Below are 23,120 nucleotides of genomic sequence, written 5' to 3'. Positions count from 1 at the left end.
CCGGTTGGGCGACCGCCCCTCACACGGCGTCACCGGTTTCGGTCACGACGTACCGGGCCGACATGCCCCATTGTGACTAGTACTTGGCCAGACCGGGAAACCCATTCGTCCGCCGCGGGTATCGGACTCCGCGACCGGTCGCCTACGCTTCCCGGGAGACAAGAGGGACATGCGTCATCGGTTGGAGATGGCCGGAGCGAGGAACGGCAGGGGCTTGCGAGCACAGCGACCTGGTTCAGCACTGCGTTGTCCGTCCCGCCTGCTCGCCGCGACCGCGGCGATCGCGTCCGGGACGGTCCTGGCCCTCCCCGGCGCGGCCTGCGCGGACGCCGGGCCGGTCGGCGGGGCACAGCTCGCCGGCCGCGGCGTGATCGTGAACACGGCGGCCGGGGTCCCCGCGCCGCCGAACATCCACGCCGCGTCCTGGGTGATCGCCGACGCCGACACCGGCGAGGTGCTCGCCGCCAAGGACCCGCACGGCCAGTACCTCCCGGCGAGCACGCTGAAGACGCTGACCGCGCTCACCCTCATCCCCAAGCTGGACGCGGCGCGCAAGATCAAGCCGTCCCAGTCGGCGTGCGACGTCGAGGGCACCAAGGTCGGCATGACGCCGAAGATGGCCTACTCGGTCGACCAGCTCTTCCACGCGCTGATGATGATGTCGGCCAACGACGCGGCGGTGACCCTGTCGGAGGCCAACGGCGGCCTGAAGAAGACGGTCGCCGACATGAACGGCGAGGCGCGCACCCTGCACGCCGGGGACACCCTCGCCGGGTCCCCGAACGGCCTGGACGTCGACCTCGGGCTGAACGTGCGGACGCAGCACACCTCGGCGTACGACCTGGCGCTGATCCTGCGCCAGGGCATGAAGGACCCGGCCTACCGCAAGTACGTGCAGGCCCTGAACTTCTGGTTCCCGGCCCCGCCGGACAAGAAGCAGAAGAAGAAGCACAAGCCGGGCGGCTACCCGATCTACACGCACAACCGGATGCTGCCGGGCCAGCCGCACGCCTACACCGGGATGCTCGGCGGCAAGAACGGCTACACGGTCACCGCCGAGCAGACCTTCGTGGCGGAGGCCAAGCGCGGCGGGCACACCATCCTGATCTCGCTGATGAAGGCCGACATCCCGCCGTCCCCGTACGCGGCGAAGCTGCTCGACTGGGGGTTCGCGGCGCGCGGGAAGGTCAAGCCGGTCGGCACGCTGGTCGAGCCCGGTGACGGGACGAAGGCGGACGCCGCCGGAGGCGAGGACGGCGGCCAGTCGGCGATCGAGAAGGCCAGCTCGTCCCGCACGTGGATGGTCGTGGGCGGCGGCGCGGTCGGCGCGCTGATCGCGATCGGCGTGCTGTTCCTGGTCATCCATCGCCGCCACCGGCGCGGCGACCTCCGGCTTCCCCGGCCGGACGGGGCTTCGGCGGGTTCTCCGCCCGCGGGCGCTCCGGACGTCGCGTCCGGCAACGTCCGCCTCGCGCCGTCGCCGCAGCCCGCCGCTGATGGGCACGACGTCCACGAGACGGCCGAGGACGACGAGGCCGGAGGCCCGCCCCCGCTCACCCCTCGCCTGGACGAGCACCCGTAGCGACGCGCCGCCTCAGGCCGCCGAGCCGGGGACGTCCGCCCGGTGGCTCCCGGGGCCGCGCTCCCCGGACGAGCCCTCGGACGCTTCGCCAGGTGAGTCGCCGGACGGTTCGCCCGGCGAGTCGGCGGACGGCTCGGCAGGCGAGCCGTCCGACGGTTCGGCGGGCGGTTCGCCGGACTCGTCCTCCGGGTGGCCGTCCGCCTTGAGGACGGTCTCGCGGGTGGCCGTCCACGCGGCGGTGAACAGGACGAACCGGGACACGATGTTGATCCAGACCATCAGCCCGACGAGGACCGCGAACGAGGCGTAGACCGGGTTGCGCGTGGTGTGCGCGACGAGCAGCGTGCCGACCTGCTTGAGCACCTCGAAGCCGAGCGCGCCGAGGAGGGCGCCGCGCAGGATCCGCCGCCAGGGCGCGCGCGTCCCGGACATGCGGGTGAACAGCACCAGGAAGATCAGCGCGTTGAACGTGACCGCGACCAGCAGGGACAGCAGCCGCAGCATCGTCCCCGCGCCGGAGACCCGGGCGAGGCCGAACAGGTCCAACGCGCTCTGCGTGGCCTGGGAGGCCACCGACGACACCGCGACGCTGAGCACCACGGTCGTGCCGAGGAAGATCAGCACCCCCGCGTCGCGCAGCTTGAGCATGAGGAAGTTGCCCTCCGGGGACGGTTCGTTGCCCCAGATGTCGCGCAGCGACTCGCGCAGGACCCGGACCCAGCCGAGCCCGGTGAACAGCAGCGCGACCAGGCCGAACACCCCGACGGCGGTGCGGGACTGGGCGATCCGCTCGACCTCCAGCGGGCCGGACAGTCCGGGCAGCAGCTCCTCGATCGCCTTGATCAGGTAGTCGCGGGCCTTCTCGCTGACCCCGACCAGATAGCCGAGCAGCGCGTAGGCGAGCGCGAGCAGCGGGAAGAACGACAGGAACCCGTAGCTCGTCATGGCGGCGGCGAGCCGGTCGCCGGAACGGTCCTGGTAGCGCTCGTAGGCGCGGCCGAGGTGGTCGAACCAGGCCCAGCGGGCACGCAGCGCCCCGATCGCGGCCTTCGACGCGTCCACCAGCGCGTCGAACCGGCGACGGAGCACTGCGATCACGGACATGCACGCAACGTACCCGGCCGTTCGATGATCAGTCCGAAACCGCCCGGCCTGTGGACGAGGTCACTCCGTGGCCCGCTGACCTGGCCTTTCGGTGGCGGGCGACGGCGGCCCGGCGGCGGACGAGGGCGGCGCGACACCGGACGACGGCCCGGCGGAAGGCGACGGCCCGGCGGCGGTGAAGGCGAAGTGGCGGTGTGGACGCCAGATGCCGTCCTCGCCGTGGAGGTAGAGGGAGAACCCGGACGCCTCGAAGTCGGCCCGGTAACCGGCGAGGTCCTTGAACGCGCGGTCGAGGACCTCCTCCGGCAGGTGGTGGGCGACGGTGACGTGCGGGTGGTACGGGAACGACAGCTCCCGGGCGAGCGGCCCGGTCAGCACCCGCGACTGGACGGCCTCGCAGCCGCCGATGCCCTCGGCGAGGGCCACGAACACGACCGGCGACACCGGGCGGAACGTCCCGGTGCCGCGCAGCCTGATCCGGAACGGCGTGCACTCCCCCGCGACCGCGCTCAGGTGGGTCTCGATCGCGGGCAGCGCCGCGTCGTCCACCCGGGTCGGCGGGAGCAGGGTGATGTGCGTCGGGATCTTCCCGGCCAGCGGGTCGCCGAACGACTCGCGCCTCCGCTGGAGGTACGCGCCGAACGGCTCCGGGATCGGGACGGACACGCCGATGGTGGCGGCGCGTTCGGGATCGGTCGCGAGCGAGCGGTGCTCAGCGGCCACGTCCGACGAATCCCACCCGGTCGCGCACGACGTCCATGGTCCGCGCCGCGACCTCGCCCGCCCGTGTCGCGCCGTGCGCGAGGATCTTGTCCAGGGCGTCCTCGTCGCCCAGCAGCTTGAGGGTGCGCTCGCGGATCGGGGTGAAGGTCTCGGTGAGCAGCTCGGCGAGGTCCTTCTTGAACTGGCCGTAGCCGGAGCCCTCGTAGCGGGTCTCCAGGTCGGCGATCGTCTCGCCGGACAGCGCGGCGTGGATGCGCAGCAGGTTGCTGACGCCCGCCTTCTCGGCCTCGTCGAACCGCACCTCCGACCCGGTGTCGGTGACCGCGCGCATGATCTTCTTGCGCATCGGGCCCGCCTCCTCGAGCACGTCCACGATGCCCTGCGGGGACGACGCCGACTTGCTCATCTTGATCGCCGGGTCCTGGAGGTCGGTGATCTTCGCGGCGCCCTGCGGGATGTAGGCGTCCGGCTCGATGAAGGTGGTGCCGAACCGGTGGTTGAACCGTCCGGCCAGGTCGCGGGTGAGCTCGACGTGCTGCCTCTGGTCCTCGCCGACCGGGACGCGGAACAGCCGCTCGCCCCGGCCTGGCTCGGGCGAGTAGAGCAGGATGTCGGCGGCCTGCAGGATCGGGTAGGTGAACAGCCCGACGCTGGCGGCGGACGAGCCCTGCTTGGCGGCCTTGTCCTTGAACTGGGTCATCCGGCTGGCCTCGCCGAACCCGGTCAGGCAGCTCAGCACCCAGGCCAGCTCGGCGTGCTCGGGCACCTGGCTCTGGACGAACAGGGTCGAGCGGTCCGGGTCCACGCCCATCGCCAGTAGTTGCGCGGCCGAGACGCGGGTGCGTCGGCGCAGCAGGGCCGGGTCGTGCTCCACGGTGATCGCGTGCAGGTCCACCACGCAGTAGAACGCGTCGTGCGTCTCCTGGAGCGCGACCCACTGCCGCAGCGCGCCGAGGTAGTTGCCGAGGTGGAAGGAGTCCGCGGTCGGCTGGATCCCGGACAGCACGCGAGGTGCGGCGGCGGGGCCGGACGCGGCCGGGGTGGGCTGTGACGTGGGCTCGGACATCTGCACGGACCGATTCTCTCAGGCCCCTTCCGGGGCGGCGGCTGCCGACCCGTCCGTCACGGAACGCGGCGGCGGACGGCGCGGTCGGCCGTCTCCCACGCCGCGACCCGGGAGCCAGGGTCGGTCGGGCCGATCTCCGCCGCGGGCCGCGGGGACCGGCGGCTCGTGGTGCGCCCGCGCGTGTCGTCCACATCTTATGCGCGCCCGCCGCCGGGTCCGAGTCGCCGGGACGGGCCGGGAGCCGTGGCCCGGCCGATACCCTTGGCCCGAACGGGGGTCCACGCCTCCGGCCCGTCCGGGGGCGCACGCCTCCGGCCCGATCGGGGGCACCGGCCCCCGGCCGGGCGGGGGCCGCTCGCCTCCGCCGAACGCGTCGTCTACGAAAGGTCGGACCTTGAAGCTGCTCGTGACGGGAGGCGCCGGCTACATCGGCAGCGTCGTCTCCGCGCAGTTGCTGGAGGCGGGACACGAGGTGGTCGTGCTGGACGACCTGTCCACCGGGCACGACGACGCGGTCCCGGCGGGCGCGCGCCTCGTCCGGGGGACGCTGCGCGACAGCGCCTTCGAGGTGCTGGACGGCGCGGGCTTCGACGCGGTCCTGCACTTCGCGGCCAAGTCGCTGGTCGGCGAGTCGGTGGCGAACCCGGCCAAGTACTGGGACGGCAACGTCGGCGAGTCGCTGGCGCTGTTCGACGCCATGCGGCGGGCCGGGGTCGGCCGGATCGTGTTCTCGTCCACGGCCGCGACCTACGGCGAGCCCGAGTCCACGCCGATCCTGGAGACCGATCCGACGCGTCCGACCAACCCGTACGGGGCGTCGAAGCTGGCGATCGACACGATCCTGACCGAGTACGCGCGGCTGTACGGCTTCGGCGCGGTCTCGCTGCGCTACTTCAACGTGGCCGGCGCCCTCGGCCCCCAGGGCGAGCGGCACACGGTCGAGACGCACCTGATCCCGAACGTCCTGAAGGTCGCGCTCGGCGAGAAGGACGCGGTGAGCGTCTTCGGCACCGACTACCCGACCGAGGACGGCACCTGCGTCCGCGACTACGTCCACGTCGTGGACCTGGGCCGCGCGCACCTGCTCGCGCTGGACGACACCGAGTCCGGCGCGCACAGGATCTACAACCTGGGCAGCGGCAGCGGCTACTCGGTGAACGAGGTCGTCGAGGTCTGCCGCGCGGTCACCGGGCACGCGATCCCGGCCGTGTACGGGGACCGCCGTCCGGGCGACCCGGCCGTGCTGGTCGCCTCGTCCGAGAAGATCAACGCGGCGCTCGGCTGGAAGCCCGAGCGGGACCTGACCCAGATGGTCACCGACGCCTGGGGCTTCGCCCGCCGCTGACGCCCGGCGCCCGGGCACCCTCCGGCGCCCGGCGTCCGGTTCGCACGTTTTCGTAGGAGTACGCCTTGTCCACCCCCGCCCCCTCCTCGCTCGCCGCCGCCTTCGCCGACGCCTTCGGGCACGCCCCCGAGGGCGTCTGGCACGCGCCCGGCCGGGTCAACCTGATCGGTGAGCACACCGACTACAACGACGGCCTGGTGCTGCCGTTCGCGCTGCCGCTCGGCGTCATGGTCGCCGCGTCCCGGCGGGACGACGACCTGGTCGAGGTGCGCTCGCTCCAGGCGGACGGCACGGTCACCGCCCCGCTGTCCGGCACGCCCGGCGACGTGAAGGGGTGGGCGGCCTACCCGGTCGGGATGGCCCGGGTGCTGCGCGAGCACGGGGTGGGCGGGGCGACCCTGCTGATCGACTCGGACCTGCCGCAGGGCGCGGGCCTGTCGTCGTCGGCGGCGCTGGAGTGCGCGACGGCGATCGCGCTCTGCGACCTGCACGGCGTGGAGATCGCGCCCGCCGAGCTGGCCCGGCTGGCGCAGCGCGCCGAGAACGAGCACGTCGGCGTGCCCAGCGGGATCATGGACCAGTCCGCCTCGATGCTGTCCACGGCGGGCAGCGCGCTGCTGCTGGACTGCCGGACGGGCCTGACCTCCAACGTCCCGTTCGCTCCGGGCGACGCCGGGCTCACCCTCATGGTGATCGACACCCGCGCCACGCACGAGCTGACCGGCGGCGAGTACGCCCAGCGCCGCGCCGAGTGCGAGAAGGCCGCCGGGATCCTGGGCGTGGACGCGCTGCGCGACGTCAGGGACCTGCCCGCCGCGCTCGGCGCCCTCTCCGACCCGGTGCTGCGGCGGCGCGTCCAGCACGTGGTGACCGAGAACCACCGCGTCGAGGCGACCGTGGGCCTGCTGCGCGCGGGCGCGGTCGCCGAGATCGGCGGGCTGCTGCTCGCGTCCCACATGTCCCTGCGCGACCAGTACGAGGTCTCCTGGGACGAGGCGAACGTCGCCGTGGACGAGGCCGTCCGCGCGGGCGCGCGAGGCGGACGCATGGTCGGCGGCGGCTTCGGCGGTTCGGTCATCGTCCTGACGCGCACCGACCGCGCCGACCGCGTCCGGGACGGGATCAACGCGGCCTACGCGTCCCGCTCCTGGACTCCCCCGGTCTTCCTCACCGACACCGCCCCCTCGGCGGGAGCGCACCGCCTCTCCTAGCGGAGCGTGGCCACGGCCGCGTTGTCGGACGGGTCGGTGTCGCTCAGGTCGAGTTCGGCGGACGCGGCGAGCGTCCCGGTGCCGCGCCCGTGCCTGAGGTAGGCGGTGACCGTCCGGCCGTGGCCGGGGCGGAGGTGGCCGAGGAAGCAGCGGACGTACCGTCCCAGCTTGTTCCTCCGCAGGCCGGGGCACTTGGCGCCGCCCACCCTGACCAGGGTGGCGTTGTGGACGCCGAGGTTCAGGTTCACGCGGCGGGCGTCGCGCGGGCCGCGGTCGGCGACGGTCACCCTGACCGGAACGACCTTTCCGGAACGTCCCTTGCGCGGTGTGGAGAGCCGGACGGCGATGTCGGTACTGGGCGTGACCGGCACGTCGGCCTCGGCGCTGTCGTTCCGGGTGGCCCGGTCGGCCGGGCCGACGAGGCGGGCCCTGGCGCGCAGCGTCCCGGACGCCCGGGGCCGGACGATCCCCAGGATGTGGACGGACCGCGAGCGCCCCGCCGCGATCACAGGGAACGCGCAGCGGACCGTCCGGCCGGAGTCGGCGCAGCCGTCTTCGCGCATGCCGACGACGTCCACGCCGTCCGGGAGCCGCAGCTCGGCCCCGCGCGACCCCGCGCCGGGCCCGGCGTCCCACACGGTCAGCGTGTATCCGAGCAGGTCACCGGCACGCACCGGACGAGGCGACGCCGACAGCGTCACCCCGAGATCGGCCGCCCGTCCGACGGCGGGCACCGGCCCCGCTCCGGCCCCGAGCACCCCGACGCCCACTCCCACGCAGGCCACCGCCCGCGCCACCACCCCGAAGAACACCCTCCGAATCCTATTGACAACCCTCCGTCATCGACCCCGGACACGCACATCCCGACCCCGACGGCCAAGGGCATGAACCCGCCACCGGACGGCCGAAGGCCCGGCCCGCGGCGGAGATCCGCTGCGGGCCGGGCCTATTTCGCCTGGTCGAGGGTGTGAAGCCCGGGTCAGTCCTCGGCTTCGAGGTCGGCGGCGATGTGCCGCCGGAGGGCCCGGACGGTGTCGGCGGCGTCCTCCTCGTCGAGGGAGGTGAAGCCCTCGATGGCGGCGTCGGCGAGCTCCAGGGCCTCGCCCAGGCGCTCCAGGCGGGCGAGGAGGCGGGCCTCGTCGTAGTCGATCCGGGCGGTGTGCCAGGTGATCGCGGCGGGGTTCCCGGCGGGCAGCGCGGCCAGGGCGGCGCGCGCCTCGGCCATCTTCTCCAGGGCCTGGTCGGCCTGCTGGGCCCACAGGTGGCACAGCGCGGCGCGGCGGCGGCACTCGATGGCGCGGAACGGCTCGTCCGCCCGCGCGAACGCCGCGGCGGCGGCCAGGAAGCGCTCGGCGGCCTGCGCGTCGCTGTCGCGGTCGGTGAGGACGTTCGCCGACTCCTCCAGGAAGTGGCCGACCACGGCGGGCTCGGTCTCGGCCTCGGCGATCTCGGCGAAGGTGTCGGCGGCCGCCACCTCGCCCAGGTCGCGCTGGGCGGTCGCGAGGATCACGCGGGCGCGCGGCCACTCCTCGGCGTCCGGCCGCAGGGCCGCGAGCGCCTCCTCGATCGTCTCGGCGGCCTCCAGCGGACGGCCCGCGCCCAGGTAGGCGGCGGCGAGGTCGACGCGCGCCTGGTCGGCCTCGTCGCCCCGGCCGAAGCCGGTGAACGCGGCGACGGCCTCCACGAGGTCGGGGACCGCGTCGTCCGCGCGCTGGTCGGAGAGCAGGAAGCGGCCCCGCTCCCAGTGCGCGAACGGGCGCAGGAGGGGCGCGTCGTCGGCGGCGGCGGGCGCGTGCGCGACGGCCTCGTCCAGCGCGGCGTGGACGTCGGGATCGTTGGTCTCCGGCGCGTGCGCGGCGACCTGCGCGTACATCATGGCCGCCTGCGCGAGACGGCTGCTCTGCCCGGCCTCGCGGAAGGCGTCGCGGGCGGAGCGCAGCACGGCCTGGGTCTCCTCGTGCCGCCCGAGCGTCCCGTGGGCCTGGCCCCGCAGGAAGTCGACGTCGCCGTCGGGGCCCTCGACGGCCTCGAGGACGGCGAGCGCGGCCTCCGGGTCGCCGCCCATGAGGTGGAACTGGGCGAGCCGCAGACGGGCCCCGCGGACCCGCTCGGGGTCGGCGTCCAGCCCGGGGAGCCGCTCGACGGCCTCGGAGAGCAGGGCGAACGCCTCCTCGCGGCGGTCGAGCGTCGCCAGGACCGCGCCGAGGCGGCTCGCGACCGACAGGGCGCGGGCGGGCTCGCCCGCCTCCTCGAACCAGGCGCGGGCCCGCACCCAGACGTCGTGGGCGTCCCGCATCGCCTCGTCGTCGGTGAGGGCGACGCCGAGGCCGTCCAGGCGGCGGGCGGCGCGCAGCCACTCGGCGGGCGTCGCGCCGTCGCCGGGCGGGGTGCCCGGCTCGACGCCGGTGACCTTGTCGAAGCGGGCGTACGCGGCGAGCGCGGCCCTGGTGTCCTGCTCGTTCCAGTGCTTCTCGGCGAGGTCGAGCAGCTCGTCCGGGTCGTCCACGGCGGACGGGTCGGGCGTCTCGGACGGCAGCGGGACGACCGCGGACGCGGGAGGCGGCGCGGCGGCGGCGCGGGCGTGCTCGGTCAGCGGCAGGCGCTCGGCCAGCGGCTCGGCGTCCAGCATCGCGCGGACCTCGTCGCTCTGGTGGGACGTCCCGTTGCGGGCGTCGAAGCGTCCGGCGAGGTCGAGCGCGAGCCGCTCCAGCTCGGCGCGCAGGACGGGCACCGCGACGTCCGCGGCGGGACGGTCGCCCGCCTCCGGGCGGTGCACGGTCAGGCCGTCCGCGCCGATCTCCGAGAGGCGGCGCAGCAGCAGCCCGCCCGCGGCGGCGAACCGCATCGCCGCGTACGGGCTGGGCGCGCGGTCGAGCCAGCCGAGGTGCCGCTGGAGGATCTCCAGGCCGCGCGGCTCGTTCCCGGTCACCGCGCAGAACCACACGTGGTTCGCGATGTGGCTCATGTCGCCGAGGTTCGGCCGGAGCAGCCGGTACGCGCGGCGGTGCGCGTCGCGCGCCTCGGCCAGCCGTCCGGTGCGCAGGTAGACGGGGAGCAGCGTGGTGAGCATGTCCTGCGGCTGCTCGGAGCAGTTCAGCTCGGCGGACAGGACGGGCGCGGCGACGGCGAGCGCGTCCTCGTACCGGCCGCGGTCGGCGAGGTGGTCGGCCAGCGCGGACGGGTCGCAGCCCTCGCAGTCCGACAGCGCGTCGCGCTCGGCGGCACGCCACTTGGCGAACAGGTCGTCGGCCGCCTCGACGTCGCCGATGTGCTGGGCCACGACGTGCCGGTAGTGGTGGACGGCCTGGAGGCTGTGCCCGCCGAGCCGGTACCGGCGCTCCATGTCGTCGAGGACGGCGCGGGTGCGGTCGAGCGGGATCTCCGGGAACAGCGTCAGCGAGTTGACGATCCACTTCATCTGCCACAGCAGCCGGTGCTCGGCGTCGTGGCGTCCGGGCTCGCGGTCGTACTCGGCCAGGCAGCGGCTGAACGTGGTGAACGCCTTGGCGGGCTCGCCCCCGTACTGGTAGGCGGTGGTCAGGCCCATCCGGACGCGGAAGGCGAGCTCGGCGTCGGCGGCGGCCTCGGCTCGGCGCAGCGCGTCCTCGACCAGGAGGGTTCTGGCCTCGCCGTAGGGCAGCTCCTCGGCGCGGGCCATCAGCTCGTAGACGTCGGCGGTCACTGGTCGGCCTCCGGGGCGGGGGTGTGCACGGCCCAGTCGAGCAGGCCCAGGAAGGAGCGGTTCAGCACGGCGCTGTCGGCCGGACGCAGCGGATGGTGGCCGAGCAGCAGCGCCTGCCCGTACAGCGCCTGCACCGCCACCTCCACCAGGGACGGCTCGGACAGCGAGGCGATCCGCCGGGTCAGCGGGTTGCGGTGGTTCAGCACGAGCTGCGGACGGTCGGCCGCGGTCATGCCGCCGAGCGCGCCCAGCACGTCCGACCACAGGTCGTCGGCCAGCTCGCGGGCCTCCTCCAGCTCGGCGTGGTGCTGCGCGGCGCGGCTGGTCAGATACAGCGCGGGCAGCGACGCCGGGTCGAAGTCGCGGACGACGACCTCGCAGCCGAGCCGCTCGACGGCGCGCTGCGCGGCGGCCAGGAACGGCCGCAGCCGCAGCTCGGTGCCGGGGTCGACGACGCCGAAGTGGGTGGTCAGCTCGGCCGGTTCGAGGCGGCGGAGCCGGGCGTCCGGGTCGATCGCGGGCAGCCGCTCGATGATCTCGGTGTCGTGCACGTAGCCGCCGTTGACCAGGCCGACGCCCTGCGCGCCCGCCACGGCCGACAGCCGCCGGAACTCGTCCACGCCGGTGACGAACCGGGCGTCGGCGTGGCGGCGGCGGAACTCGTTCAGCGTCATCGGCCCGGCGGAGGTCTCGAACTCCAGCCAGCGGTCGACGATGCGGAGCATGTCGTCGTCGTGCAGGGCCATCGCCTTCACGCCGAGCTGGTGCAGCCGCAGGAACGCGCGCATGCGGGACGGGTCGGTCTCGGCGAGCCCGACCAGCCACTGCCGGACGCGCTCGCCGAGCGCCTGCCGGGTGGCGTCGAGCAGCTCGTCCTCGAACAGGGCCTCGCGGCTGGCGGTCGGGCGCAGCTCCCCCGCGTCCACGACGCAGCGGACGAAGAACGCCCACTCGGGCAGCAGGCCCTCGACGTTCTCGGCGAGCAGCATGCGGCGCAGGTACACGCGGTGCGCGCCGCGCGCGGTCGGCGGGACGGCCTGCGGCAGCACGAACGCGACGCCGCTCAGGCCCGCCTCCGGGACGTCCAGGTCGATCACGTCGAACGGCTCGAACCCGAACACCTCGCGGCAGTAGGCGTCGAGCGCGCGGCGGCGGCGCGCCGGATCCGGGTGGGCGGCGCGCCAGGGCGGGCCGTCACCGGTGATCTTCACGCCGTCGGCGGTCAGGTCGATGGGCAGGAGGCCGCCGTAGGTGCGCGCGAGGTCGGCGACCGTCGCGGGCGCCATCAGGTCGGACGCGCCGGGCCTCGGGCGTAGCGTGACCGTCGTGCCGGGTTCGTCGCGTTCGGCGGGCTCCACCCGGTAGTGGCCGGACGCGTTGCCGATCCACCGGACGGCCGCGTGCCCCCCGCCACCGTCACCGTCGCCCTCGCCGTCGGAGCGCGCCGAGCGGGTCACGACCTCGATCTCGTCCGCGACGAGGAACGCCGACAGCAGCCCGATACCGAACTGGCCGAGGAAGTCCGAGCGGGCGAAGCCGAGCTCGTCCCGCTTGGACGACCGGCCGATCGTGGCCAGCAGCCGGTGCACCTCGTCCTCGGTCAGGCCGATGCCGTCATCGTGGACGCGCAGCGCGCCCCCGCCGGTCTCGATGCGGACCCGTCCGCCGCCCACCGCGCCGAGCGCGGCGGGTTCGTCCGGGGACGCTCCGGAGGCCGCCCCCAGGGCCGCCCGCGCGGTGCTCGCGTCGACCGCGTTCTGCAACAACTCCCGCAGGTAGACCCGGGGACTTGAGTACAGGTGCCTGCTCAGCAGGTCGACCACACCCCGAAGATCGACCTGGAACGCCTGCTCCACCCGAAATGCCTCCCGATTCGCCCGTTTTGGCACGTCCACGCACCCTAGCGCCAAGCATGCCGCGTCGCGCTGACAATTTCGGGGGCCGTTTTTCGCGGAAACGAGAAAACCCCGGGCCGAAGGGCCCGGGGTCCACTCCAAACGGTCAAGTCACGCGGTCAGATCGTTCGACCGGACCGCGTGTCCGGTCGCGCGGCTCGCCTCAGATGAGGCCCAGCTTGCGGACGGCGTCGCGCTCCTCGGCGAGCTCGTTCACCGAGGCGTCGATGCGGCCGCGCGAGAAGTCGTCGATCTCCAGGCCCTGGACGATCTCCCACTTCCCGTCCTTGGTGGTGACCGGGAAGGACGAGATCAGGCCCTCCGGGACGCCGTAGGAGCCGTCCGACACGACGGCCATGGACGTCCAGTCGCCCTCGGCGGTGCCGTTGACCCAGGTGTGGACGTGGTCGATCGCGGCGGACGCGGCCGACGCGGCCGAGGACGCGCCGCGGGCCTCGATGATCGCCGCGCCGCGCTTGGCGACGGTCGGGATGAAGTCGTTCTCGAGCCAGTTCTGGTCGCCGACGACCTCGGCCGCGGACTTGCCGCCGATCTCGGCGTGGAACAGGTCCGGGTACTGGGTGGCCGAGTGGTTGCCCCAGATCGTCATCTTCTTGATGTCGGAGACCGAGACGCCGGCCTTCTTCGACAGCTGCGCGAGCGCGCGGTTGTGGTCGAGGCGGGTCATCGCGGTGAAGCGCTCGGCCGGGACGTCCGGGGCGTGCTGCTGCGCGATGAGCGCGTTGGTGTTGGCCGGGTTGCCGACGACGAGGACCTTGATGTCGTCCGCCGCGCCCGCGTTGATGGCCTCGCCCTGCGGGCGGAAGATGCCGCCGTTGGCCTCGAGCAGGTCGCCGCGCTCCATGCCCTTGGTGCGCGGGCGGGCGCCGACGAGCAGGGCGACGTTGGCGCCCTCGAACGCCTTGGTGGCGTCGTCGAAGATGTCGATGCCGGACAGCAGCGGGAACGCGCAGTCGTCCAGCTCCATCGCGGTGCCCTCGGCGGCCTTCACGGCCTGCGGGATCTCCAGCAGCCGCAGCTTGACCGGTACGTCCGCGCCGAGCAGGTGCCCGGACGCGATGCGGAACAGCAGCGCGTAGCCGATCTGGCCCGCGGCTCCGGTGACGGTGACGGAAACTGGCGTGCGCGTCATAGCCTTCTTCATCTCCTGCAGGACGGGGCTCAGGCGGCCTTTCTGGGGATCTCTCGCCATCGAGATATCCGCGAGTCAGGCTATACCTCGCGCTCACCCTCGCCGTCCGTCAGGGCCGCGCCTGGCATGACTGACTGCTCACACCCTGTGGACGGACGCGGGAAACGGGCGAGGGCCGCCCTGCCGGGATGTCCCGGCGGGGCGGCCCTCTCGCGGCCGGAGGAGATCGTTCCTACACCGAACCATCTCGTTCCGCACCGCACGCACGCGAGGAGCGGCTACCTCAGGCGAGGGTCTCCAGGGCGCGGTTGAACGTGGCGGACGGACGCATCGCGGCCTCGGCCTTGGCCGGGTCCGGACGGTAGTAGCCGCCGAGGTCGACCGGGGAGCCCTGGACGGCGAGCAGCTCGTCCACGATGGCCTGCTCCTGCTCGCCCAGGGTCTTGGCGAGCGGGCCGAACGCGGTCGCGAGCTCGGCGTCACCGGTCTGGGCGGCCAGCTCCCGGGCCCAGTACAGGGCCAGGTAGAAGTGGCTTCCACGGTTGTCGATGCCGCCGAGCCGCCGGGTCGGGGACTTGTTCTCGTTCAGGAACTCGGCGGTGGCGCGGTCGAGCGTGTCGGCCAGGATCTGGGCGCGGGCGTTGCCGGTGGTCCGGGCGAGGTGCTCGAAGCTCGCGGCCAGCGCGAAGAACTCGCCGAGGCTGTCCCAGCGGAGGTAGTTCTCCTTGACCAGCTGCTGGACGTGCTTGGGGGCCGAGCCGCCCGCGCCGGTCTCGAACAGGCCGCCGCCCGCCATCAGCGGGACGATCGACAGCATCTTGGCGCTCGTGCCGAGCTCCAGGATCGGGAAAAGGTCGGTCAGGTAGTCGCGCAGGACGTTGCCGGTGACCGAGATGGTGTTCTCGCCGCGGCGGATGCGCTCCAGGGAGAACCGCGTGGCCTCGACCGGGGACATGATCTCGATGGTGAGCCCGTCGGTGTCGTGCTCGGTGAGGTACTTCTCGACCTTCTCGATCAGGACGGCGTCGTGCGCGCGGTCGGCGTCGAGCCAGAAGACGGCCGGGTCGCCGGACAGGCGGGCGCGGGTGACGGCCAGCTTGACCCAGTCGCGGACCGGCAGGTCCTTGGTCTGGCACATGCGGAAGATGTCGCCCGCGGCGACCGGCTGCTCCAGGACGACCGTGCCCTGCGCGTCCACGACGCGGACGGTGCCGTCCGCCGGGATCTCGAAGGTCTTGTCGTGGCTGCCGTACTCCTCGGCCTTCTGCGCCATCAGGCCGACGTTCGGCACCGAGCCCATGGTGGCCGGGTCGAACGCGCCGTTCGCGCGGCAGTCGTCCAGGACGACCTGGTAGACGCCCGAGTAGCTGGAGTCCGGCAGGACGGCGAGGGTGTCGTGCTCCTGGCCGTCCGGGCCCCACATGTGGCCGGAGGTGCGGATCATCGCGGGCATGGAGGCGTCCACGATGACGTCGCTCGGGACGTGCAGGTTGGTGATGCCGCGGTCGGAGTCGACCATGGCCAGCTCCGGCCCCTCGGCCATCTCGGCCTCGAAGGACGCCTTGATCGCCGCGCCCTCGGGCAGCGCGTCCAGGCCGGACAGGATGGCGCCGAGACCGTCGTTCGGGGACAGCCCGGCCTTGGCGAGGGTCTCGCCGTGGGCCGCGAACGTCCGCGGGAAGAACGCCCTGACGACGTGGCCGAAGATGATCGGGTCGGAGACCTTCATCATCGTGGCCTTCAGGTGGACCGAGAACAGCACGCCCTCGGCCTTCGCGCGCGCGATCTGCGCGGTCAGGAACTCACGCAGCGCCGATACTCGCATCACCGACGCGTCGACGACCTCGCCCGCCAGCACCGGCACCGACTCGCGCAGGACGGTCGTGGCGCCGTCCGCGCCCGCCAGCTCGATGCGCAGCGACCCGTCGGCCGGGACGACCGCGGACGTCTCGGTGGTGCGGAAGTCGTCGGCGTCCATGGTGGCGACGTTGGTCTTGGAGTCGGCCGTCCAGGCGCCCATGCGGTGCGGGTGCGTCCGGGCGTACTGCTTCACCGCGGCGGGGGCGCGGCGGTCGGAGTTGCCCTGGCGGAGCACCGGGTTCACGGCGCTGCCCTTGACCTTGTCGTAGCGGGCGCGGACGTCGCGCTCCTCGTCGGTCTTCGGGTCGTCGGGGTAGTCCGGCAGCGCGTAGCCCTGGTCGCGCAGCTCGGCGATGGCGGCCTTCAGCTGCGGGATGGACGCCGAGACGTTCGGCAGCTTGATGATGTTGGCCCCGGGGGTCTCGGCGAGGTCGCCGAGCTCGGCGAGCGCGTCACCGAGGCGCTGGCCCTCCTCGAGGTACTCCGGGAACACCGCGATGATCCGGCCGGCCAGGGAGATGTCGCGGGTCTCGACCCCGACCCCGGCGGTCGAGGCGTACGCCTCGATGATCGGCAGGAACGAATAGGTCGCCAGGAGCGGAGCCTCGTCGGTATGCGTGTAGATGATCGTCGAGTCTGTCACCCGGACACTCCCTCATTACATGGCGGCATCATTGCTCGATATCAAGATATCCGGTGTTCCGGGCCCTTCCGGACGGCCTCTGGTGTAGACCAGCGAGCACGTTCCAAGGCGCCCGCCCGCACATGGACTGACCTGGGAAAACGTCGGAAAAATCAGTGGTGACGCACTGCGCCTGAGTGGTCGCGCGGGGTCAGCGCGGGACGACCAGGGCGGTGCCCGCGATGGCCACCGCGAACCCGGCCATGATCGTGACGTCCAGCCAGCGCTTGCGGGTCTCCAGCATGCCGACCTGGCTCGGCGGCAGCACCAGCCGGGCGAGCGCGCCCAGCAGGACGGCGGCGGCGAGCAGGCCGGAGCCCTTGCGGAAGTAGTGCAGCGCGCACAGCACGAGGCCGCCCGCGACCCCGGACAGGACGATCAGGTACGGAAGCTGGCCCAGCCAGTTCGGGCCCACACCGCCGCCGCGCGGCGTGCGTCGTCGCCGATGCAGTTGCGTGCTCATGCCGAAGAGCCCCTCGTCCGACGGTCCGTACGGGCGCCCGGCGCACCCGGACGGCGCGCCGCCGCGCGGCACGCCGAGGTGAAGCCGTTCTCCCGCCTCCCACCGTAGCGCCGAACGCCCGAGGGCACGACGGGGGACATCCCGGGGCGCGACGGGCGGACGTCTCAGGGCACTCCGGACGGCGGCCCCGGCACGGTCCACGCACGCCCCGGCGGGGGCCGCGCACGCCCCGGGGCAGGGAGCGTGGCGCTATCGAACACGCGTCGCGGTGGGGGTGCGGATCGCCGAATAACGCCCGCCAGGCTACTTTTCCAACGAAAACCGGAGAACACGGAAACCCCTGCGTCATCGGCCCTACTCACCGGTAGGTGGGTGTGACGATCATCGGCACGGGTAACCCGGCAGACAGGGGTCGCTAACTAGCTGGGAGGACTGCCGTGGAGGGGCCGTTCATGCGGATCGAGGACAGCGGGCTGGTCATGCCGCTGCGCCCCGACGTAACGACGGTCGGCCGAGGGCGAGGAGTCGACATCCGCCTCGACGACCCGAGTGTGTCCCGTTTGCACGCAGAGATCATTCGGCGCGGCCCGTACGTGTACGTCGTCGACATGGGGCTGTCCCGAAACGGGACCCGTGTCAACGGCCGCCCGATCGCGCGCCGTGTCCTGGAGGACGGTGACGTCGTGAGCTTCGGCACGGCGCGCTGCCGGATGGGGGGCATCCCCCGCGAGGAGGTCGATCCCGACGTCGAGCTGCGGCGCGCCGTGGCACCGGAACTCACCCGCCGCGAGGTCGACGTGCTGACCTCGCTGTGCCGTCCCGCCCTGTCGGACGAGGCGTTCGTCGCACCGGCGACCGCCCGCGAGATCGCCGCCGACCTGGTGGTGACGGAGGCCGCCGTCAAGCAGCACCTGCTGCGCCTCTACCAGAAGTTCCGCATCCCGGAGGGCGCCAACCGGCGCACCCGGCTCGCCAACGAGGTGATCGCGATGGGACTGGTCCGGCCGCTGCCGCCGGTGCACGTGCCGCAGCAGGGCCGCACACCCGGGGACGCCCGGGCCACCGGAGAGATCCGTCGTCCCGTCCCGCCACCGCAGGGCGCGACGCACGGCCACCCTCTGAACGGCGGCCCCGGCCGCCACACCACCGCCGCTCGCAGAGCGAGTTAGCAGAAGCGGCACGATCACGCGGTCGCTCCTGAACCCGGCAGCGCACGGAGCGACCGTGCTTCCCCCCGCCGGGGCCCCACGGCCCCGGCGGGTTCTTCTTTTCCCGGGTGATCCGTCAGGCGCGGGCGGTGGTCTCCGCCAGCTCGACGACGTTGGCGAGGAGCATGGCCCGGGTCATGGGGCCGACGCCGCCGGGGTTCGGGGCCACCCATCCGGCGACCTCGCGGACGTTCTCGGCGACGTCCCCGGCGAGCTTGCCGTCCACGCGGGAGACGCCGACGTCCAGGACGGCCGCGCCGGGCTTGACCATGTCGGCGGTGATCAGACCGGGGACCCCGGCGGCGGCGACGATGATGTCGGCGTTCCGGGTGTGCGCGGCCAGGTCGCGGGTGCCGGTGTGGCAGAGGGTGACGGTCGCGTTCTCCGAGCGGCGGGTCAGCAGCAGGCCGAGCGAGCGGCCGACGGTGATGCCGCGGCCGACGACCACGACCTCGGCGCCCGCGATCGGCACGTCGAAGCGGCGCAGCAGCTCGACGATGCCCTTGGGCGTGCAGGGCAGCGAGCCCGGCTGCATGAGGGTGAGGCGGCCGAGGCTGATCGGGGCGAGGCCGTCGGCGTCCTTGGCCGGGTCGATCAGCTCCAGCACGCGGAACTCGTCCAGGCCCTTGGGCAGCGGCAGCTGGACGATGTAGCCGGTGCAGGCCGGGTCCTCGTTCAGCTCGCGGACGGCCCGCTCCACCTCGTCCTGGGTGGCGGTGGCGGGCAGGTCGCGACGGATCGACTCGATGCCGACCTCGGCGCAGTCGCGGTGCTTCATGTTGACGTAGGCCTGGCTGCCCGGGTCGTCCCCGACCAGGATCGTGCCGAGCCCGACGTTCACGCCGCGCTCCTTCAGCGCCGCGACGCGCACCGTCAGGTCGGCGCGGATCTCCGCCGCCGTGGCCTTGCCGTCCAGGATGTTCGCGGTCATCGGGTACCTCCGCGCGGATCTCGCCGAGGCGATAACGCGCACGCCCCGGTCTGCGAATCTCCGTCCACCCAGGCGCGCGGTGTCCGGACCGTGTTCGCTCCCCGGTGGTCGAATCCACCTTGACTGCGCCAGTCGCTTCCGGCACATGCTACCGGTCGGTTCGGAGGGCGGACGCTCCGCGCCGCCCGGCCGGGGCGCGGAGTGGTTTCCCAAAATCAGGCTGAAGTGGACGTTTCGGGCGTCCGTTTTCGTCCCTAACGTCGGTGGACATGAACGATGCGTGGTTCGAACGTCCCGTCCTGACCGGCCGATACGTCCGGCTGGAGCCGCTGTCCCAGGAGCACGCCGAGGGGCTGCTGGACGCCGGGAAGGACCCCGGGGTGTGGCGCTGGCTGAGCGCGCGGCAGCCCGCCGATCTGGCCGAGATGCGGGCGTTCGTCGCGGACGCGCTGGCGGCCTTCGAACGGCGCGAGCGGGTGCCGTGGGTGCAGATCGACGCGGCGACCGGAGAGGTCGCGGGGACGACGTCCTTCTACGAGATCGTCCCGGCGAACCGGAACCTGTACATCGGGTACACCTGGATCGGGGCGCGCTGGCAGCGGACGGGCCTGAACACCGAGTCCAAGCTGCTGCTCATGGAACGGGCGTTCGACGGGCTCGGCGCGGTGCGCGTCGGCTGGCACACCGACCGGCTGAACGAGCGGTCACGCGCGGCGATCCAGCGGCTCGGCGCGTCCTTCGAGGGGTTCCACCGCAAGCACCGGATCCGCCCGGACGGCACGTTCCGCGACACCGCCACCTACGCGATGCTCGACACCGAGTGGCCGGAGGCCAGAGCGGCGCTGCGGGCACGGCTCCACTGAGCGGCCACCACCGCGCCAGCCGGAACGGTCCTGGTCGACGCTGGGTCAGTCCTGGTCGGCGCCGCCGCGGCGGGCGATGAGCCGGTCGGTGCCGTGCCAGCCGAGGCGCGCGGCGAGCATCGCCGCTCCGGCGGCGGCGAGCAGGCCGACGACCTGCCGGGACTCCGAGATCAACACCGGGGCCTGGAGGACGGACCCCAGCGCGAGACTGACGAGGTATTCCATGCGCGGTACTCCCAAGCGAGAGCCGCGCGATGGGCAGGGATGCGTAAGGTGACGCGGCCTCGATCGAGGCTAGACGAAGCGGAAAGTAAAACCTGCCAAGATCAGGACGACCCCCGGCGGCCGTGGCCACCGGGGGTCGTTCCGTCGCCGATCAGTGGAAGAAGTGCCGGACGCCCGTGAAGTACATGGTGATCCCGGCCTTCGCGGCCGTCTCGATCGCCTGCTCGTCCCGGATCGAGCCGCCCGGCTGGACGACCGCCGTGACACCGGCCTCGATGAGGATCTCCAGGCCGTCGGGGAACGGGAAGAACGCGTCGGACGCGGCGACCGCGCCCCGCGACCGCTCCTCGCCCGCGCGCGCGACGGCCAGGCGGGCCGAGTCGACCCGGTTGACCTGCCCCATCCCGACGCCGACGGTCGCGCCGTCCTTGGCGAGCAGGATCGCGTTGGACTTGACCGGACGGCACGCCTTCCAGGCGAACGCCAGGTCGCGCAGGGTCGCCTCGTCCGCGGGCGCGCCGGTCTTCAGCTCCCAGTTCGCCGGGTCGTCGCCGTCCGCGTCCACCCGGTCGACGGCCTGGACCAGGAGGCCGCCGTCGATCCGGCGCGACTCGGTCCGGTTCGCGGGGCCGTCCGGGCAGACCAGCAGCCGGACGTTCTTGAAGCGCTCGGTGAGGATCGTCACAGCCTCGTCGTCGAAGGACGGGGCGATGACGACCTCGGCGAAGCTGCCGGTGATCTGCCGCGCCATCTCCGCGCTCACCGGACGGTTCGCCGCGATCACGCCGCCGTAGGCGGACGCCGGGTCGCACTCCAGGGCCCTGCGGTGCGCGCCCGCGATGTCCGCGCCCACGGCGATGCCGCACGGGTTGGCGTGCTTGATGATCGCGACGCAGGGCTCGGCGAAGTCGTAGGCGGAGCGGTGCGCGGCGTCGGTGTCGACGTAGTTGTTGTACGACATCTCCTTGCCGTACAGCTGCTGCGCGTTCGCGAGGCCGCCCTTGGCGCCCGGCTCGGTGTACAGCGCGGCCTTCTGGTGCGGGTTCTCGCCGTAGCGCAGCGGGTTCTTGCGCTCCCAGGTCGCGCCCTCGAAGTCGGGCCAGCCGGTCTCGGCGGCCTCGGCGTCCGGCGCGTAGGACGACGCGAACCAGGACGCCACGGCCACGTCGTAGGACGCGGTGTGCGAGAACGCCCGCGCGGCCAGGCGACGGCGCTCCTCCAGCGTGAACCCGCCCGCCTGCACGGCCTCCAGCACCTCGTCGTACCGGTCGGGCGAGACGACGACGGCGACGCTGGCGTGGTTCTTGGCGGCGGCGCGGACCATGGTCGGGCCGCCGATGTCGATCTGCTCGACGCACTCGTCCGGCTTCGCCCCGGACGCCACGGTGTCGGAGAACGGGTAGAGGTTCACCACCGCCAGGTCGAACGGCTCGACGTGCAGGTCGTCGAGCTGCTGGAGGTGGTCGTCCTTGCGCCGGTCGGCCAGCAGGCCCGCGTGCACCTTCGGGTGCAGCGTCTTGACCCGCCCGTCCAGGCACTCGGGGAACCCGGTGAGCTTCTCCACCTTCATCACCGGGACGCCCGCGGCGGCGATCCGCCCGGCCGTGGAACCGGTGGAGACGATCTCCACCCCCGCCTCGTGCAGGCCCTGGGCGAGCCGCTCGAGCCCCGTCTTGTCGTACACGCTGATCAGCGCGCGCCTGATAGCCACCCGACTCACCGGCCGAGCTCCCCTCAATCGTCAGCGGACGTGTTGCACGTACTGCTTTTGTCGAGCACTGCTCTTCATCGGGCGCCGCGCCTCATCGAGCGACGCTCTTCATGGAGACCCGTCTGCCCTCGGTGGTCCAGCCGTCCCGGGCGAGCCGGCCGACGACGTCCACCAGGAGGCGGCGCTCCACCTGCTTGATGCGCTCATGCAGGGAGTCCTCGTCGTCATGCCGGAGCACCTGGACGGCCTCCTGGGCGATGACGGGTCCGGTGTCCACGCCTTCGTCGACGAAGTGCACGGTACAGCCCGTCACCTTGACCCCGTAGGCCAGGGCGTCCCGGACGGCGTGGGCGCCGGGGAAGGAGGGCAGCAGGGCCGGGTGCGTGTTGACCGTCCGGCCGCCGAACCGGGCCAGGAACGCCGGGCCGAGGATCTTCATGAACCCGGCGGAGACCACCAGGTCGGGCTCGTGCGCCGCGACGGCGTCGGCCAGGGCGGCGTCCCAGCCCGCGCGGTCGGGGAAGTCGGGGATCCGGAGGGTGAAGGAGGGGAGACCCGCCTCATGCGCGCGCGTGAGACCGGCGATGCCGTCACGGTCGGCGCCCACAGCAACGACGGATGCCCCGTAGGCTGGATCTGCGCACGCGTCGAGGAGCGCCTGTAGGTTGGTCCCCGCGCCGGAGACGAGGACGACGAGCCGGGCGGACACCATGACTCCTCAGCGGTGACGTCGGGGCGGATCGGGCGACCCAAAGCCTATCGGCCCTGCTCGGCGCGCATGACCCGGCGTCGCGGTGAGGCCACGGCCCACCCGGCGGAACCTGCGCGCCCGTATCGACCGACCACGCCAGCAGGGGGACGAACAGTGAACGACCAGCCGGGGACGTCCGGCCAGCCGACCGGGCAGCCCACCGGCCAGGACCCGTGGCGGCCCGAGCCGCAGGACCCCCAGTCGCAGGGCCCGCAGCCCGGTGGCACGCTCCCGCCGGGCCCGGCCGAGCAGACCGCCCGGCGCGCGCTGTGGCTCGGCGTCGGCTCGCTGGTGATCACCCTGTTCTTCTGGCCGTTCGGCCTGGCGCTGGGCATCGCGGCGCTCGTGGTCGGGACCAAGGCCCGGCGCCTGGCCACCGGCCGCCCGGGCGCGCTGCCCGGCCTGACCGGCGGCATGGTCACCGGGGCCATCTCGGTGGTGCTGGGCGTCCTGATGCTCGGGTTCGCCGTCTACCTGTGGCCCGAGGTCTCCGGGCTGGAGAACTGCAAGTCCACCGCCAACACGCAGACCGACCGGCAGGCCTGCGAGGACAAGTGGCTCCCCGAGATCGCGCGCAAGCTGCACGTCCGCACCTCGGACCTCGACCCCCTCAAGGGCATGCTGTAACCGAAGCCACCAGAACGGGCCGGAGCCGCACCAGCGGC

19 protein-coding genes and 1 riboswitch are annotated in these 23,120 nt (G+C 73.1%); of the genes, 6 read left to right on the top strand and 13 right to left on the bottom strand.

Going from position 1 to position 23,120, the window contains the following annotated elements; translation table 11 throughout:
* Nucleotides 1-214: 214 nt before the first annotated feature.
* The gene (locus tag P696_RS49450; RefSeq protein ID WP_245627897.1) at nt 215-1,582 is read left to right on the top strand and encodes a D-alanyl-D-alanine carboxypeptidase family protein; all 1,368 of its coding nucleotides are present in this window, start codon (nt 215-217) and stop codon (nt 1,580-1,582) included.
* A 12-nt stretch (nt 1,583-1,594) separates the two neighbouring features.
* On the opposite strand, the gene P696_RS49445 is transcribed toward P696_RS49450, so the two are convergent.
* The 3 genes from P696_RS49445 to trpS are packed head-to-tail and all read right to left on the bottom strand — an operon-like array spanning nt 1,595 to nt 4,475.
* Entirely contained in the window at nt 1,595-2,686 is a 1,092-nt protein-coding gene (locus P696_RS49445; RefSeq protein WP_064744164.1) for a YihY/virulence factor BrkB family protein, read from the bottom strand.
* Between the two features lie 60 nt (nt 2,687-2,746).
* Nucleotides 2,747-3,409, bottom strand: coding sequence for a 2'-5' RNA ligase family protein (locus P696_RS0132080; RefSeq protein WP_051468427.1), 663 nt, complete (start codon nt 3,407-3,409; stop codon nt 2,747-2,749).
* On the bottom strand, nt 3,399-4,475 hold the full coding sequence (trpS, locus tag P696_RS0132075; RefSeq protein WP_051468426.1) for a tryptophan--tRNA ligase: 1,077 nt from the start codon (nt 4,473-4,475) through the stop codon (nt 3,399-3,401). Before trpS ends, P696_RS0132080 begins: the two co-directional genes overlap by 11 nt.
* Nucleotides 4,476-4,869: 394 nt before the next feature.
* Here trpS and galE point away from each other — a divergent pair, with 394 nt between their 5' ends.
* Nucleotides 4,870-5,820, top strand: a complete 951-nt coding sequence (gene galE, locus P696_RS0132065) for a UDP-glucose 4-epimerase GalE (protein WP_026415539.1) — start codon at nt 4,870-4,872, stop codon at nt 5,818-5,820.
* A gap of 65 nt (nt 5,821-5,885) precedes the next feature.
* Complete coding sequence (gene galK, locus P696_RS0132060) at nt 5,886-7,031, top strand: galactokinase (protein ID WP_026415538.1); 1,146 nt, start codon at nt 5,886-5,888, stop codon at nt 7,029-7,031.
* Here galK and P696_RS0132055 read toward each other — a convergent pair.
* From P696_RS0132055 to P696_RS0132030, 6 genes are all read right to left on the bottom strand, one after another.
* The gene (locus P696_RS0132055; protein WP_026415537.1) at nt 7,028-7,843 is read right to left on the bottom strand and encodes a DUF11 domain-containing protein; all 816 of its coding nucleotides are present in this window, start codon (nt 7,841-7,843) and stop codon (nt 7,028-7,030) included. The genes galK and P696_RS0132055 overlap by 4 nt on opposite strands.
* A gap of 167 nt (nt 7,844-8,010) precedes the next feature.
* Nucleotides 8,011-10,713 carry a hypothetical protein gene (locus tag P696_RS58455; protein ID WP_051468425.1) on the bottom strand — a complete coding sequence of 901 codons (2,703 nt, stop codon included), beginning with the start codon at nt 10,711-10,713 and terminating at the stop codon, nt 8,011-8,013.
* Nucleotides 10,710-12,569 (bottom strand): HSP90 family protein, encoded by a 1,860-nt coding sequence (locus P696_RS0132045; RefSeq protein WP_026415536.1) that lies wholly within the window; start codon nt 12,567-12,569, stop codon nt 10,710-10,712. Before P696_RS0132045 ends, P696_RS58455 begins: the two co-directional genes overlap by 4 nt.
* 202 nt (nt 12,570-12,771) lie before the next feature.
* Nucleotides 12,772-13,761: a malate dehydrogenase gene (locus P696_RS0132040; RefSeq protein WP_026415535.1), complete on the bottom strand. Its 990-nt coding sequence runs from the start codon at nt 13,759-13,761 to the stop codon at nt 12,772-12,774.
* A 283-nt stretch (nt 13,762-14,044) separates the two neighbouring features.
* Entirely contained in the window at nt 14,045-16,264 is a 2,220-nt protein-coding gene (locus tag P696_RS0132035; protein WP_026415534.1) for an NADP-dependent isocitrate dehydrogenase, read from the bottom strand.
* A 190-nt stretch (nt 16,265-16,454) separates the two neighbouring features.
* On the bottom strand, nt 16,455-16,766 hold the full coding sequence (locus P696_RS0132030) for a DUF3017 domain-containing protein (RefSeq protein WP_026415533.1): 312 nt from the start codon (nt 16,764-16,766) through the stop codon (nt 16,455-16,457).
* A 437-nt stretch (nt 16,767-17,203) separates the two neighbouring features.
* On the opposite strand from P696_RS0132030, the gene P696_RS0132025 reads away from it, so the two are divergent.
* A complete protein-coding gene (locus P696_RS0132025; RefSeq protein ID WP_026415532.1) occupies nt 17,204-17,935 on the top strand; it encodes an FHA domain-containing protein in 732 nt (243 codons plus the stop codon).
* 115 nt (nt 17,936-18,050) lie between these two features.
* Here the strand turns inward: P696_RS0132025 and P696_RS0132020 are convergent, their stop codons facing one another.
* Nucleotides 18,051-18,905 carry a bifunctional methylenetetrahydrofolate dehydrogenase/methenyltetrahydrofolate cyclohydrolase gene (locus P696_RS0132020; protein ID WP_026415531.1) on the bottom strand — a complete coding sequence of 285 codons (855 nt, stop codon included), beginning with the start codon at nt 18,903-18,905 and terminating at the stop codon, nt 18,051-18,053.
* A 59-nt stretch (nt 18,906-18,964) separates the two neighbouring features.
* Nucleotides 18,965-19,051, bottom strand: a riboswitch (ZMP/ZTP riboswitch).
* Between the two features lie 123 nt (nt 19,052-19,174).
* Here P696_RS0132020 and P696_RS0132015 point away from each other — a divergent pair.
* The gene (locus tag P696_RS0132015) at nt 19,175-19,768 is read left to right on the top strand and encodes a GNAT family N-acetyltransferase (protein WP_026415530.1); all 594 of its coding nucleotides are present in this window, start codon (nt 19,175-19,177) and stop codon (nt 19,766-19,768) included.
* A gap of 45 nt (nt 19,769-19,813) precedes the next feature.
* Here P696_RS0132015 and P696_RS0132010 read toward each other — a convergent pair whose 3' ends face one another.
* From P696_RS0132010 to purN, 3 genes are all read right to left on the bottom strand, one after another.
* Complete coding sequence (locus P696_RS0132010; RefSeq protein ID WP_026415529.1) at nt 19,814-19,993, bottom strand: hypothetical protein; 180 nt, start codon at nt 19,991-19,993, stop codon at nt 19,814-19,816.
* A gap of 151 nt (nt 19,994-20,144) precedes the next feature.
* On the bottom strand, nt 20,145-21,713 hold the full coding sequence (purH, locus tag P696_RS0132005) for a bifunctional phosphoribosylaminoimidazolecarboxamide formyltransferase/IMP cyclohydrolase (protein ID WP_026415528.1): 1,569 nt from the start codon (nt 21,711-21,713) through the stop codon (nt 20,145-20,147).
* A gap of 82 nt (nt 21,714-21,795) precedes the next feature.
* Nucleotides 21,796-22,416: a phosphoribosylglycinamide formyltransferase gene (gene purN, locus P696_RS0132000; protein WP_026415527.1), complete on the bottom strand. Its 621-nt coding sequence runs from the start codon at nt 22,414-22,416 to the stop codon at nt 21,796-21,798.
* Between the two features lie 153 nt (nt 22,417-22,569).
* Here purN and P696_RS0131995 point away from each other — a divergent pair, with 153 nt between their 5' ends.
* Nucleotides 22,570-23,082 (top strand): DUF4190 domain-containing protein, encoded by a 513-nt coding sequence (locus P696_RS0131995; protein WP_026415526.1) that lies wholly within the window; start codon nt 22,570-22,572, stop codon nt 23,080-23,082.
* Nucleotides 23,083-23,120 lie beyond the last annotated feature (38 nt).

The organism is Actinomadura oligospora ATCC 43269 (genome assembly GCF_000518265.1).
Classification (GTDB): Bacteria; Actinomycetota; Actinomycetes; order Streptosporangiales; family Streptosporangiaceae; genus Spirillospora; species Spirillospora oligospora.
The sequence above is the reverse complement of the archived record's forward strand: the minus strand, read 5'-3'. Positions and strand labels throughout refer to the sequence as shown.